This is a genomic window from Alteromonas sp. PRIM-21 (assembly GCF_027563165.1).
Classification (GTDB): domain Bacteria; phylum Pseudomonadota; class Gammaproteobacteria; order Enterobacterales; family Alteromonadaceae; genus Alteromonas; species Alteromonas macleodii_A.
The window spans coordinates 1-15,216 of sequence record NZ_JADOEK010000009.1 but is presented as its reverse complement, the minus strand read 5'-3'; the positions used below and the strand labels follow the sequence as shown (position 1 = coordinate 15,216).

The following is a 15,216-nucleotide window of genomic DNA, read 5'->3' as shown; positions in this document are numbered from 1 at the left end:
ACGCAAAATCAGTACACTAGTGTTGAAACAATAATAATAGAATTTAGTGGGTAATCAGGTGGTAAGTGAGTAGCGCAGTACTTTACTGTTAAAATTTCACTAACTCGGATGCCTTCTCTTCCAGGGATAGTAAATGAAAAACTCCATGTTAATGAAAAGTGGTCTTCCATTAGTCATCGTGCTAGTCGCATTTATCGCCGCGACGGTTATGATCAAGTCACGTAAGCCGCCGGAACAGGTGCCCGTAGAAATCCCCGCTTTTCTTGTTGATGCTAAGGAAGTAACAGCAGAACCCGTAAATTTTGTTGTTAAATCTCAAGGCAATGTAGTACCACAAAATAAAACATCGTTAAGTGCACAGGTCAGTGGTCAAGTGATAAGCCTGTCGAAAGTTTTTGTTGCTGGTGGAACTTTTAAAAAAGGCGACGTACTTGCCACGTTAGAACAAGATGATTACCGCACTGACCTCAAACTAGCCGAAGCTGAATTGGCTCAAGCAAAAGCAGCCCTTCAAGAAGAAATAGCTCGCGGTAAAGTAGCCGAACAAGAATGGCGTTCAGTCAGAAATGTAGCCCCGCCTGAGTTAGGCTTAAGAAAGCCTCAACTGGCAAAAGAACAAGCCAACGTAAAAGCGGCAGAAGCTAAGTTGGAACGCGCAAAGCGAAATCTAGCTAGAACGCAAATAACTGCGCCCTATAATGGAATAGTGGTGGAGCGTAATATAGATCTTGGTCAGTTTGTTGCCATGGGATCTGTACTTGGCACTATTTACTCTACCGATACCGCGGAAGTTAGGCTACCTATCACTGACAGCGACTTAATGTTTATTAACATTGCTGGGCAGTCTAGCGAAGGGGCACCTGTTTCATTAACAGCGACTGTTGGTGGTGTTAAACGCGTTTGGGAAGGTCAGCTGGTTCGTTCAGAAGGTATTTTGGATACTGGAAGCAGAGTGGTGTATGCCATTGTTGAGGTGCAAGACCCTTACAATTTGCAGTCCTCACACAAGTCACCGTTGCGTTTTGGTCAATTCGTTGAAGCGGAAATTACCTCCCGTCAAAACGAAGAGCTCGTTGTATTACCTCGTAGCATTTTGCGTTTAGACAATACCGTGCTTACAGTAAACGATAATCGCGAAATTGAAATTAAGCCCGTCGAAGTAGCCCGCACCACAGCACAAAATGTGTTTATTCGCTCAGGTATTGCGGAAGGAAGTTTGGTGATAACCAGTGCTGTGCCAAACCCATACGACGGAATGAAAGTGCGCCTGCCAGGTGACGAGCCCGTGCTTGCCGACACTGCTGAAGCAGACACTACCGATAGCGCGGACATCGTTGAAAGCGAATCATCGGAAGGTGACAACTAATGAGTCGCATCGATACCAATAAAGGCTTAATTGCTTGGTTTGCGCGTAATAATGTAGCGGCAAACTTATTAATGATCTTGCTTATCGTTGGCGGGCTGTTCAGTGCGTTCAGTATACAAAAGCAAGTGTTTCCTAGCTTCGAAATTGACGTTATAAGCGTGCGCGTTCCTTATTTAGGTGCTGCACCTCAGGAAGTAGAAGAAGGTGTGCTTCTTAAAATTGAAGAGGCCATAAAAGATTTAGAGGGCATCAAACAGCTAAACTCAACTGCCGTAGAAGGCATGGGTACGGTAAGTATTCAAGTTGAGGAAGACTACGATGTTCAGTCTCTACTTGATGAAGTAAAGGTTCAAGTTGATGCTATTCCAAGTTTTCCAGCGGATACTGAAAAGCCCGTTATATATCGCCAAAAAATCCAACAGGACGTGATATGGCTATCGGTTTACGGTGATGCTTCTGAAAGGGAGTTAAAGGAGTTTGCTAAAGACTTACGCGATGACATTGCTAACTTGCCGGGTATATCAAGCGTTCAGGTTGTAGGTGCAAGAGATTATGAAATTTCTATAGAACTTTCTGAAGTTGATTTGCAAAAGTACAACCTTACGTTTGCTGATGTGGTGGCGCGTTTGAGTCAAACCAGTGTTGACTTACCAGGTGGTTCAATCCGCACGGAAAACGGCGACATACTGCTTAGAACAAAAGGGCAGGCCTATACCGGTTGGGACTTCTCCCAAATAGTATTAGTCACAAATTCAAACGGTACCCGCGTTACGTTGGGCGATGTTGCCTATATCAACGATGGCTTTATCGAAAACAACCAATACGCGCTGTTTGATGATAAACCAGCGGTTAGCTTGCGTGTGCAAGCTGTCGGCGACCAAAACGCCTTGGAAATTTCTGAGCAGGTTAACAATTACGTTGATAGTAAAAAATCGGAGTTTCCCGCGCATATTACTGCCGATACGTGGGGCGATAGCTCATTTTATCTAGCTGACCGACTTAACATGATGCTTGAAAACATGTTCTTCGGTGCGCTGCTTGTATTTTTAGTACTTTCACTGTTTTTGAAAATTAAGCTCGCGTTTTGGGTCATCGTGGGCTTGCCAGTCTGCTTCCTTGGCACCTTGCTTGTAATGCCGTTAGATATGGTTGGCGTGTCCATCAACATGCTTAGTTTATTTGCATTCATTCTTGTATTGGGGATTGTGGTAGATGACGCAATTATCATGGGTGAATCGGCTTACTCTGAAATAGATAAAAAAGGGCACAGTGCTGATAACGTTATTGCGGGCGTTAAAAAAGTTGCTATGCCTGCAACTTTTGGTGTTTTAACCACTATTGCCGCGTTTTCACCCATGCTTATGGTATCTGGGCCGTTCGGCATTATTTGGAAAACCATCGGTATGGTGGTGATTGTTTGTCTTATTTTCTCGCTTATTGAATCGAAGTTAATCCTGCCGGCTCACTTAGTGCACATGAAGCTTAAGCCTTATGATCCGGAAAAAGCCAACGCGTTCCAAAAGTTTCGAGACTTCTTCAGTGAAGGAATAAAGACATTTATTAACAATAAGTACGCGCCGTTTTTAGCAAAAGCAATACGCAATCGCTATACAACAGTGGCCGTGTTTTTGGCGATGCTGATCCTTACAGTGGGGCTATTCGGTGGTGGCATAGTGCGCTTTGTATTCTTCCCGAATATTCCTAGTGATTTTATGATGGCCAGCTTTGAGTTAGAGCCCGGTTCGTCACTGGAACAGCGCGACAAGGTACTAACTACACTTCGCGAAGCTATGCATCGCATGGATGACAAAGTTGCAGAAGAGTCGGGCGAAAATGTCATTAAGCACGCTATTGCTTTTGACAATGGTAATTTAGGTGGAGAAATTTTCGCTGAGCTTACGAAAGGTGAAACCCGCACGCTTACTGACTTTGAAATTCAGGATATGTGGCGTCAAGAGGTCCCTGAAATTCCGGGAGTGAAGTCATTTAATATTAGCTCACCGGGTGGTCCTGGCGGGGGCGCTGACCTTAGCTTTGAATTTAGCTCAAGCGATATTAAAGCATTGCGAGCTATTAGTGACGACATAAAGAAGGCTTTGGATAAATACGAAGGCGTTACAGATATTAACGATACCTTTTCTGGCGGTAGCGAAGAAATTCAGTTAGCGCTGAAACCTCAGGCCGATGCGTTGGGCATTTCACTTCGCGATTTAGGTCAGCAAGTGCGCTTTGGTTTTTACGGTGCAGAAGTGCAGCGTATTCAGCGTGATGATGAAGAAATAAAAGTTATGGTTCGCTACCCGAAAGCGGAACGCAGCTCTATTGAACACCTTGCAAACATGCGTATTCGTGCGCCAAATGGTCAAGAGATCCCGTTCGAGCAGGTGGCTACATTCACCGTGGGGCAAGGGTTCGATTCAATCATTCGTGTAGATGGTAAACGTTCAGTCACCGTAACGGGTGTCGTGGATAAAGCATTGCTAGACCCATCAGAAGTGACTAACGATGTAATTGAAAACTTAATGCCAGACCTACTGGCTCGTTATCCAAGCGTTGAGTTTCAGCTTCAAGGAAATTCAAAGGAGCAGGCTGATGCTATGTTTAGTTTAATGCAGGGGCTCTTGTTTGCGTTATTCGCGATTTATGCCTTACTTGCCATACCGCTTAAATCATACAGCCAACCCTTGATTATCATGTCGGTGATCCCTTTTGGTATTGTTGGCGCCATAATCGGTCATTTGGTATTAGGCATGGCGGTTAGCGTTTTGTCGGTCTGCGGTATCATCGCTTTGTCGGGTGTTGTGGTGAACGATAGCTTGATTATGGTGGACTTTGTGAATCGCGCGCGTAAAGAAGGCATGTCTCTTATGGATGCGGCTATTAGCGCTGGTACGCAGCGTTTTAGAGCTATCATCTTAACGTCATTAACAACCTTTATGGGCCTTATGCCGATAGTATTTGAACGCAGCCTACAAGCTCAGGTTGTTATTCCAATGGCAGTTTCTCTGGCATTCGGTATTTTATTTGCCACGGTAATCACCTTGCTACTGGTTCCTGCGCTGTACTTAATTCTAAACGACATTAAAAATGTGTTTAAAGGTCGAAAACACGTACAAGCTACGACAGAAAGCTAAATAGACGATGCCGGGTAACACCGGCATTTTCTTTTAAGGAATGACAAAATGAAGAAAAATCTAATTTATGCTGCGGTGGTTGCAGCATCTGCAGGCTTAACCTTTGCCTGCACAAGTTCAAATACTGCTGATACTAGTTTGGTTGAAAATGAGACCCAAAGCCTTGCTATGCCGAAGGTACCTGGCTACCCGGCAACCAAAACCGTTGCGCAGCAAGATAACTATCACGGCACTATGGTCAGCGACCCTTATCGTTGGTTAGAAGACGAAAAAAGCGAGGAAGTTAAAGCTTGGGTCGATTCGCAAAACACGTTGGCTCGCCCTTATCTAGCAAATTTACCCTCTAGAGAGCTTTACAAAGAGCGCTTAACTGCCTTGTGGGATTATGAAAAGTATTCGACACCTTACATGGTGAACGGCAAGCTGTTTTATTCTTATAACGACGGCCTGCAAAATCAATACGTACTTTATATGGCCGACGGCGTGAACGGTGAACCTGAAGTACTTATCGATCCGAATACATTGAGTGATGACGGCACCGTGTCAATGGCGTCGACTGAACTCAGCCCTAAAGCGTCTTATCTTGCCTATATGCTGTCTGATGGCGGCACCGACTGGAAAACCATCCACGTTCGTAACACCAGCAGTAAAACAGACTTAACCGATACCATTGAAGGCATTAAGTTTTCAAATATCGCATGGCTTCCCGATGAAAGTGGTTTCTTCTATTCTCGTTACCCACAAAATGAGGCGGGTAAATACGATGATAGCCAAACGGTATCTATCTATTTTCACGCTATAGGTACAGAGCAAAGTGCAGATGAAAAGGTCTTTGCATTTGAAAATAAACCCACTTGGAACCCATATCCATCAGTAGTGCAAGATGGAGAAACCTTGCTTATATCCGTATTTGAGGGATATCAGGCTAATGGGGTTTATGCTAAATCTCTTGAAGAAGAAAACAGTGAGCTTGTTCCCGTTTTCGATAAATGGGATGGACGATACGATCTAATCGGCGAACACAAAGATGCGCTATTTTTTAAGTCTACGGCGGGCGCGCCAACTGGCAAGGTTATCAAAGTCAAATATGATGACGGAGTTAAAGCAACAAGCACTGTAATTGAAAGTACCGCAGATACCTTATCGAGTGTCTCTCTTTTAGGAGAAAAGCTTTTTGCTCAGTATCTAAAAGATGTAAAAGGGCAAGTGAGTGTCTTTGATTTAAGCGGCAAAAAAGTTGATGAAATTGCGTTTTCCGATATCGGTAGTGTGAGCGGCTTTTATGGTGGTAAAAATGCAGATACCACTTTTTATAAACTTACTGGGTTTACTAACCCGGGTCAGGTCTATGCCTATAATGTTGAAAGTGGTGAGTCATCACTATTTAAAACTATCAACACGGGTATTAACTACGACGACTATGAAACCAAGCAGGTGTTTTATACCAGTAAAGACGGTACTAAAGTTCCCATGTTTATTGTGCACAAGAAAGGGTTGAAGCTAGACGGAAACAACAAAACCCTATTGTACGGTTATGGTGGTTTTAATATCTCACTGCTTCCACGGTATTCAGTGTCACGCATGGTTTGGGTAGAGCAGGGCAACGTGCTGGCTATCGCAAACTTACGAGGTGGTGGTGAATATGGACAGCAGTGGCACAAGGCTGGTACTAAGCTTAACAAGCAAAACGTTTTTGATGACTTTATTGCAGCAGGTGAGTATTTAGTTGAAAGTGGCTATACCAACCCAGACAAAATGGGTATTCAAGGTGGCTCGAATGGTGGCTTACTTGTGGGCGCAACACTTACCCAGCGACCTGATCTCTTCTCTGCAGCACTACCCGCAGTGGGCGTGTTAGATATGCTTCGCTATCATACACCGAGCGCGAATGCCCGCGCTTGGTCTTCCGATTACGGCCTAAGTGAAAACAAAGACGAGTTTAATGCGCTTTATGCTTATTCGCCACTTCACAACACTAAACCTGGCACCTGCTATCCGGCAACATTGGTAACAACAGGTGATCACGACGACAGAGTAGTACCGTGGCATAGCTATAAGTTCGCCGCGCAATTACAGGCAGATCAAGGATGTGATAACCCAGTACTTCTTCGTGTAGAAACCCGCGCGGGTCACGGCGCAGGCACGCCTACGTGGATGCGAATTGAGGGGTATGCCGACCAGTGGGCGTTTTTAGAATCGGCGCTTAATTAACTTCTCATTATTTCGAAAGAAAACAAGCCGCTGTAAAAAGCGGCTTGTTTTGTTTGCATTTTAAACAAATGACCATATACTGTATAAATATCAGTATGGTTTATTTTGAGTCTTATTAGGTTGAGCTACGTCGCACAACCTTTAGGAGAAAATTATGCAAACAGGCATTAAAGCGGTTGATCAACTTATTACAAAACACGGCATTATGGCTGATTTAGGTGCAGACACGTTTCAACGCCGCACTCGCCTTACTGGTGGCGATGAGCGCGCAAACGCACTGCCTTTTTGTATGTATCAAAAAGTGGCACACGCCCCTTTATCAAAGCAATTTACCGTGCACCATTTTTATATGCCGGGTAATAAAGGGAAGTTAGCGAGCTTTTTGTTTGATGAAAAAGGGCAATTAATAGAACAGGTCTACTATCAAAAAGTCGCCCGCTGGGTACAGGTGTGCAGGAAGTTACAGCAGCTGGTGCAAGTGCCAACCTCAGACGTTCACATGGCGGCATAAAAGACATAAAAAAAGCGGTGCCGTTTTTTAACGTCACCGCTTTTTGATAAATAATGTAGCTACTGTAAATAAAGTTGCTACTTATCTTTGCTTAATAGTAGGTGTACTTGAACTCAACACCCCAAACGCGAGGCTCATTTACGATACCCGTTAGGTTGTTGAAGTCGATTGCACCTTTAACGTTATCTTCGTCAGTGATGTTACGACCAAATAGCGCTACAGTGTAATTGTGCGCGAAGTTTTCGTAACCAATACGTAGGCCGCCTTCAAAGTTGTCGTCAGTAGTGAACTCAACTGCTTCGTATAGGAAGATGTTTGTTTCACCTTGGAACGCCCAATCAGTAAATACGAAGAACTCGCCATCATCACCCATAGGAATGGTGTAGCGTGCTGTGAAGTTAAAGATAGACTCTGGCGCCTGAGGGAATGGGTTACCATCGATAGAAGCCACGAAGCCGTCAGGACGAGGGTCAGTTACTGTACAGTTACCTGTAGAACCAAAGTCAGGGTTAGTACCACACGGAGAAACAGTCAATGAATCGTCTTTAATCTCAGTGTGGTTGTAGCTGTAACCTGCTGTAAACGTAAGCTCATCAGTAGCAAGCCACTGCGCGTCTACTTCAAAACCGTACGCTTCACCTTTGTCAGCGTTTACAAGGGCAGTAAAGTTATTGCCACCACCGATTGCTGAGAACTGCATGTCATCTACTGTGTAGTAGAATGCTGCTGCGTTTAGACGTAGTGAGTCATCGAACAAGTCCGACTTAATACCAAGTTCAAATGAGTTAATGGTTTCTGCGTCTGCAACGGAAGGCGAACCTTCGAATGCAACGTCGCGGCCTTGAATTGTTTGAGCACGGAAGCCATTAGCGTAGCGAGCAAAAACAGACATATCATCAGTAACGCGATAGTTTGCGCTTAATTCAAAGCTAGTTTGACCGTCATCTACGTCGATGTCTTCATAGTCTTGAACTTGAGCTGCGCCAATTACTAGAGCAAAACCGTCAACGTTTTGATCGCCAACCACTAAACTTTTAGAGTCGTGGGTGTAACGAATACCGCCCGTAACGTTTAGTTTTTCGTTAACTTGATAAGACGTTTGGCCAAATACCGCCCATGTTTGGTTTTCATGGAATACTGTGGTTGCACCAAAGAAACCATCAATACTGGTAACGTTGAACGAAGCATCGTAGTAGAAAGCACCTAGCTGCCAGTTCAAGGCATCTGTGGTGTTGCTAGCGAATCTAAACTCTTGGGTGTATTGCTCTAAGTCGTCTAGGTTATCTTGCGTAACCGCAGAAAAAGGAATAAACCCTGGACCTGAAGTGCCATCTGCGCGGTTAAAGCCACCATCTACGTCACCTAGGCTCGAACCTTCAGCAGTCTCAATTGCTGAGATTGAGGTAAATGTAACCTCATCCATGTCGTACTCTAGTTTAAGTGAAGCACCAAAACCGTCGTACTCTTGTGGGTTGTTATCAATACCGTCGCCTTGTAGATCGCCGTCGTAGTATACGGTTTCACGATCGTAGTTTTCGTTAAGCTCATTGCTGCCTTTAGTAAACACGTTAGCGCGGAAGATAGACGCTGTGCCTTCAAGCTCGCGGCCGTGTACGTTTAGCAATGCAGAAAAGTCAGCAGATGGCTCCCAAAGAAGCTGTAGACGATAGGCTTTTTCGTCGTAGCCACCGATTGCATCGTTTTCGCCGGTGAAGGCATTATCAATGTAGTCATCGCGTTCTTGGGATAGCAATGATAAACGCGCAGAAAGGTCGTCAGTTAGGCCGCCGCTAATGGCGCCTTCAAAATTCATAGTACCGTATGAACCGAAACCAGCTTTCGCGTAACCTTCTACATCTTGTGTAGGCTTAACGGTGTCAAATTTAATAATACCGGCTGTGGTGTTACGACCAAATAGTGTGCCTTGTGGGCCGCGAAGTACCTCAACTTGCTGTACGTCGAAAAGCGGGAAGCTTTTCAGTACCACGTTCTCCATTACCACTTCATCCATGATAATAGAAACAGGCTGTGATGCAGCTAGGTCAAAATCGGTATTACCTAAACCGCGAATGTAGAAGCGTGGTGCAACACGACCGTTTGAAGACTCGGCGTAAAGGCCTGGAACGCGAACTGCTAAAGCAAGAATATCTTCACCGCCTGAGAATAGGCTTTCGAATTTTTCACCGCTTAATGTCGCAACAGAAATAGGGACTTCCTGAATAGACTGGGTACGCTTTTGTGCGGTAACGGTAATTTGTTCAAGTGAGGCTTCTTTTTTTTCTGTCGATGCGGCCTCTTGTGCAAGAACTGAAGAGCTGAACGCAGCACTAACGGCTAACGCTAGCGTGGCGATTTTGTGTGTTCTCATGTTTCCACCAAGATGATTTTAAAATTATACTTTTGTAGTGTTTTTAGCACAAAAATAATTGATTCATGCTTGGCGCTGTATTTTACACAAACTTTGACACAAAAACTTCAAATTTGTGCAACAGAACGCGGATTTTCACTATAAATGCACAATATTAGTTTGGTTGCATATACTTGAAGCGCGTCATTGCACAGGTTTGAAACATGTTAAAGCAAACAGAGATACTTTATGGTGCGCTTTATATAGCGATGTTCGGTAATTTATTAATTTCGTTTAAATTTCGCACGATACTGAGAAGGCGACAACCCTGTCGTTTTTTTAAAAAGGCGAGTGAAAGAACTGAGGTCTTCGTATCCTACCGCACTTATCAAACTCTCAAGCGACATACTGGACGTTTCGAGGAGTTTCCTTGCGTGTTCAATACGCAGTGACTGTAAATACTGGCCCGGCGTGGTGTCGCACGCGTTCTTGAAGCGGCGAATAAGCGTGCGCTCAGTCATATTATGTTGGTGTGCCAAGTCGCTTAACTTACATTTGTTCTGTAGATTTCTTTCCAGAAAAGACTGAACCGCTTTAATATCTTGGTCGGTGTGAAAGCGCCGTTGGCGACTGCTGGCATACACTGTTTGGCTTGTTCTCGACACATCTAACACATGAGACTTTGCGGTATCGCTGGCAATTTGGTGACCACAGTAGCGCTCTATCAAAAGTATCGATAGATCAATCCATGCCATACCGCCGCCCGCGCAATAGACGGTGTCATCCTCTGTCACCATTTTTTCTGGCTGCAGATTTACACTTGGAAACATGTTTTCGAATTTATCCGCATAACCCCAGTGAGTCGTTGCGGTTTTATTGTTCAGTAAACCTGTCTGCGCTAATAAAAAATTACCCGTGCAATTAGCTGCTATATCCGCTCCCATTTTTTGAAGGCGCTTTATATGAACCAGTAGCGGCTGTGTATCATTCAGTACCTCATCAATATCGCCACCGATAGTTGGAATAAGCAAAACATCGGTGTGAGATACATCTTCAATAGCAATATTGGGCTGTAGCACAACTTGGTTAGAGCACAGAATAGATTGCCCGTGATGACTCGCCAGCTGCACTTTAAATTGTGGTGCAGTGGGCAGGTTGTGAATTCGCTGCCAACTGATACCAGCAAAAGCAAATACATCAAGTGCGCCTGTAATGGCAGACGCCAAGGCTTGGTCGAAACCAAGGACGGTAACAGTGAACTTAGCGCTATTCATAAAAATAATTAAATTTATAAAGAAAAATAAAATACAGTGATTAATGGCGGTATTAGCCATTATTGTGTCATAAATGACAATAATGGCATGATAACGAATATGACACAATGCGTTAACAAATATTCGTAGAGGACAGGACAACATGGCCGATCAACTTATTCCCCGCCGTGAAATGCAATTTCAGCTGTACGAGGTATTGAATACAGCAGCACTGTGCGAAAAGACACGCTTTGAAGAACACAATGTCGAAACCTTTAACGCCGTCATAGATATGGCAGAAAAAATGGCGGAAGAGTTGTTTCTTCCTCACAACGATGTGGCCGACAAAAACGAGCCTACCTTTGATGGCACTAAAGTGTCGATGATCGACGAAGTGAAAGTTGCCTTCGATACGTATAGGGAATCAGGCTTTATTGCGGGTCACTTCGATTTTGAAGATGGTGGCATGCAGCTACCCGTCACCGTGATGAATGCCTGTGCTGGGTATTTTTTAGCGGCAAACCCGTCGTCTACTGCTTATCCCTTTTTAACAGCGGCTGCCGCCAATGTAATCAAACACTTTGCCTCAGACGATATCAAAGACGCATTTTTACCAAAAATGCTGGCAGGCGATTTTACCGGAACGATGGCGCTTACCGAGCCTCATGCGGGTTCGTCCCTTGCCGATATTCGCACCTCTGCGAAGCCTCAAGACGATGGTACGTACCGTATCAAAGGTAGTAAAATTTATATCTCAGGCGGTGAACATGAGCTTTCCGATAACATTGTTCATTTGGTATTAGCAAAAATTCCTGGCGGTCCTGCAGGTGTTAAGGGCATTTCACTATTTGCTGTACCTAAGTACCGTCTAGATGCAGACGGCAACCCAGATGTACGCAACGATGTAACTCTTGCCGGCCTTATACATAAAATGGGTTATCGAGGCACCACTTCAACGGCACTAACGTTTGGTGAAAATGGCGATTGTCATGGCTACCTTATAGGTGAACCTCATCAAGGTTTGCGCTATATGTTCATGATGATGAACGAAGCTCGCATTGGCGTGGGTTACGGTGCTGCAATGATTGGGTATCGCGGCTATCGATATTCATTGGAGTACGCAAAAGACCGTACACAAGGGCGCGCAGCGCCAAATTTAGCACCTGAAGATGATCCAACGCCCATTATTAATCACGGCGACGTTCGCCGTATGCTGCTAGCGCAGAAAGCGTATTGTGAGGGCGGTATGTCCCTTTGCTTATACGGCAGCATGCTCATTGATGAGATGGAAACCGAAACCGACAGTGAAAAACGTACCGAGCTTTCTCAGCTTCTTGATCTCTTAACCCCTGTATTTAAGGCGTGGCCGTCAGAGTTTGGCCCTAAAGCTAACGACTTGGCTATTCAGATTCTAGGCGGCGCTGGCTACACCCGAGAATACCCGGTTGAGCAGTGTTGGCGCGATAACCGCCTAAATCCAATTCACGAGGGGACGAACGGTATTCAGGCGTTAGACCTGCTAGGAAGAAAGCTATGGCAGCACGACGGAAAAGGCCTTCAAGTGTTACTTTCTCTTGTCACCCGCGATATGAAGCGTGCAGAAACGCCGAGAGCACAGGCGCTGGCGGCAAAACTAAAACCTTATTTGGACCAGCTTGGCGCACTTATACAACAAGCGGCAGCAGACCTACGCTCTGATAAACAGTCTGTGTTGCTAACCAACGCAAGCTGCTTCTTAAACATATTTTCAAGCTGTGTAGTGAGTTGGATTTGGCTGCGCCAAGCTAACGTTGCCGAGCAAGCGTTAAGTAATGGTGCAGGCGATCAGGATGTTGACTTCTACGAAGGAAAGCTTGCCGCAGCAGAATATTTCTTAAATTGGGAATTACCGTTGGTAAGTCGCGATATAGAAGTACTGACGTCACGAGAAGCATCTTGCAACAATGTAAAGGCAAGCTATTTCTAAATACATAACACTACTATGTGCGCATAAGACATTGCAGAAGACGATGCAGCGCACATAAATTTAACTGGAGTACGGCTAATGAATGTAGCTGCAAATGTTGAAGGCAAACATATTCTTATTACTGGTGGAGGGTCAGGTATTGGTGCTGCATCGGCTCGTGTATTGAGTGCGCGTGGCGCAATAGTGGGTATTGCCGATTTAAATGAAGATAACGCAAAAGCATTGGCTGAAGAAATCATTGCTGCTGGCGGCAAAGCCTATGCAGTGACTGTGGATGTTACCGAGCCTGCTCAGGTCAAAGCTATGTTTGAAACAGCGCTTTCTCATCTTGAAAAAATAGATGTGATCATCAATAACGCGGGCATCGATCATTTTCCTGCGCCACTTACCGAAGTTGACGATGCTATGTTTATGAAAAACATTCAAGTCAACTTAGCTGGCGTTTGGTACTGCATGAAAAACGCGCTGAAGCACATGACCACGACTGGTGGCGGTCACATAATCAATATAGCCTCTGTAGCAGGGTTACGTTCAGCGCCAATGATAAGTGCTTATAGTGCGTCAAAACACGGGGTAATAGGGCTAACTAAATCGGCGGCGGTGGAATACGCGCGAGCGAACATTCGTATTAATGCGGTATGTCCGAGTTTTGTGGATACGCCTATGGTTCAAGGCGTGTTATCTAAACTAGATGAACGTGGTCAGAAAGGGTTAATTGCAGCCAACCCAATGAAACGCTTGGGTAAGCCTGAAGAAATTGCAAATGCTATTGCATGGCTGTGTAGCGATGAATCGTCATTTATGACGGGGCAGTCTGTGGTACTTGACGGCGGTATGTTGGCATAAGCGCCAAGTGTGATGAAGATAAAACGATAAGCTTTTAGGGGAGCGAATTTTTAACGCCTTTAAAAGACTTATTACACGACAAATGCAGCTATCGTAGATAGGACACTGAGATACGTAGTTTGCGTAAAAACGGCAAGAGAAGGAATGTTTAATGAACAACCTATTTGATTTAACAGGAAAAGTTGCACTGGTTACAGGTGCTAGTCGCGGTATCGGCGAATCTATTGCTCGGTTGCTGGCACAGTATGGCGCCCACGTTATTGTATCAAGCCGCAAAATTGACGGCTGTGAAGCGGTTGCTTCTTCAATTCGCGATGCCGGTGGTAAAGCGACAGCGCTGGCGTGTCACGTAGGTGAAATGGAGCAAATTACCGAAGCCTTTAATGTAATCAAACGTGATTTCGGTAAGCTGGATATTTTGGTAAATAATGCGGCGGCAAACCCTTATTTTGGTCATATTTTAGATACTGATTTAGGCGCTTATAACAAAACTGTAGATGTGAACATTCGTGGCTACTTTTTCATGTCGATTGAAGCAGGCAAAATGATGAAAGAGCAGGGCGGTGGCGTTATACTCAATACCGCTTCAGTTAATGGCGTAACGCCGGGCGACATGCAGGGTATCTACTCTATTACCAAAGCGGCCGTTATCAGCATGACTAAGTCGTTCGCAAAAGAGTGCGGTAGCTTAAACATTCGCGTAAACGCATTACTGCCAGGTTTGACTGACACTAAATTTGCCTCAGCGTTAACAACCAACGAGCAAATCTTGAAACACGCCCTGAAAGTTATTCCGCTGGGCCGCGTAGCTGATCCAGATGAAATGGCGGGGACAGTATTGTACTTAGTATCAGACGCTTCAAGCTACACCACAGGCACGACAGTAGTAGTAGATGGTGGTATGCTAGCGTAATTAGTTTCAATTACGAGATACGACCATGCATATATGGGTTGACGCCGACGCGTGCCCTGCAGTGATCAAAGACATTCTTTTTAAGGCAGCCAGACGTACTAAGCTGCCTTTGTCTTTGGTGGCTAACCATTTTATGTCTGTTCCGCCAGACAAACATATCACCTTAACGCAGGTACCTTCAGGCTTTGATGCTGCTGACGACTATATAGTAGAGAAGTGTGAAGCCGGTGACCTAGTCATTACCAATGATATTCCATTGGCCGCTGATGTACTGGCAAAAAATGCCCTTGCATTAAACAACCGTGGTGAGGAATACGACAAGTCGTCTATCAAGCAAATTTTAGGCATGCGAGATTTCATGGACACCATGCGTTCAAGCGGCGAACACACAGGCGGCCCAAAAGCCTTCTCCCAGCGCGATAAACAAAACTTTGCCAATGCGCTAGATCGCCTCCTCACCCAAGGCCTCCGCAACCTCAAATAAATTTTGGGGTCAGAGTACATTTCTACAGCGTTTAGCACCCAAAATATGGGGTCAGAGTCTGAGGTATCCCCACAAATAATAGAACGATATCAGTGAGATAAAAAAAGATAGGAACATTCATGACGTTTGGTGATCAGATCAATCGCCAAACATCACCGAGACCAAACAGCCATGAATGCCCTATC

General features: G+C 44.9%; 10 protein-coding genes. 8 read left to right on the top strand and 2 right to left on the bottom strand.

Annotation, left to right across the window (positions count from 1 at the left end):
- Positions 1–133 precede the first annotated feature (133 nt).
- From IW644_RS13165 to IW644_RS13150, 4 genes are all read left to right on the top strand, one after another.
- Positions 134–1,366, top strand: coding sequence for an efflux RND transporter periplasmic adaptor subunit (locus IW644_RS13165; RefSeq protein ID WP_269917985.1), 1,233 nt, complete (start codon positions 134–136; stop codon positions 1,364–1,366).
- Entirely contained in the window at positions 1,366–4,500 is a 3,135-nt protein-coding gene (locus IW644_RS13160) for an efflux RND transporter permease subunit (protein WP_269917984.1), read from the top strand. Before IW644_RS13165 ends, IW644_RS13160 begins: the two co-directional genes overlap by 1 nt.
- A 48-nt stretch (positions 4,501–4,548) precedes the next feature.
- A complete protein-coding gene (locus IW644_RS13155) occupies positions 4,549–6,711 on the top strand; it encodes a prolyl oligopeptidase family serine peptidase (RefSeq protein ID WP_269917983.1) in 2,163 nt (720 codons plus the stop codon).
- Positions 6,712–6,865: 154 nt separating this feature from the next.
- Positions 6,866–7,222 (top strand): hypothetical protein, encoded by a 357-nt coding sequence (locus IW644_RS13150; RefSeq protein ID WP_269917982.1) that lies wholly within the window; start codon positions 6,866–6,868, stop codon positions 7,220–7,222.
- A 91-nt stretch (positions 7,223–7,313) separates the two neighbouring features.
- On the opposite strand, the gene IW644_RS13145 is transcribed toward IW644_RS13150, so the two are convergent.
- Positions 7,314–9,590 (bottom strand): TonB-dependent receptor, encoded by a 2,277-nt coding sequence (locus IW644_RS13145; protein ID WP_269917981.1) that lies wholly within the window; start codon positions 9,588–9,590, stop codon positions 7,314–7,316.
- A 263-nt stretch (positions 9,591–9,853) separates the two neighbouring features.
- Positions 9,854–10,843, bottom strand: a complete 990-nt coding sequence (locus tag IW644_RS13140; protein WP_269917980.1) for a GlxA family transcriptional regulator — start codon at positions 10,841–10,843, stop codon at positions 9,854–9,856.
- A gap of 142 nt (positions 10,844–10,985) precedes the next feature.
- Here IW644_RS13140 and IW644_RS13135 point away from each other — a divergent pair, with 142 nt between their 5' ends.
- From IW644_RS13135 to IW644_RS13120, 4 genes are all read left to right on the top strand, one after another.
- Entirely contained in the window at positions 10,986–12,788 is a 1,803-nt protein-coding gene (locus IW644_RS13135; protein WP_269917979.1) for an acyl-CoA dehydrogenase, read from the top strand.
- A 78-nt stretch (positions 12,789–12,866) separates the two neighbouring features.
- Positions 12,867–13,634: an SDR family NAD(P)-dependent oxidoreductase gene (locus IW644_RS13130; RefSeq protein ID WP_269917978.1), complete on the top strand. Its 768-nt coding sequence runs from the start codon at positions 12,867–12,869 to the stop codon at positions 13,632–13,634.
- Positions 13,635–13,785: 151 nt separating this feature from the next.
- Positions 13,786–14,547 (top strand): SDR family oxidoreductase, encoded by a 762-nt coding sequence (locus IW644_RS13125; RefSeq protein WP_118494390.1) that lies wholly within the window; start codon positions 13,786–13,788, stop codon positions 14,545–14,547.
- Positions 14,548–14,572: 25 nt separating this feature from the next.
- Positions 14,573–15,031: a YaiI/YqxD family protein gene (locus tag IW644_RS13120; RefSeq protein ID WP_269917977.1), complete on the top strand. Its 459-nt coding sequence runs from the start codon at positions 14,573–14,575 to the stop codon at positions 15,029–15,031.
- The last annotated feature ends 185 nt before the right edge of the window (positions 15,032–15,216 follow it).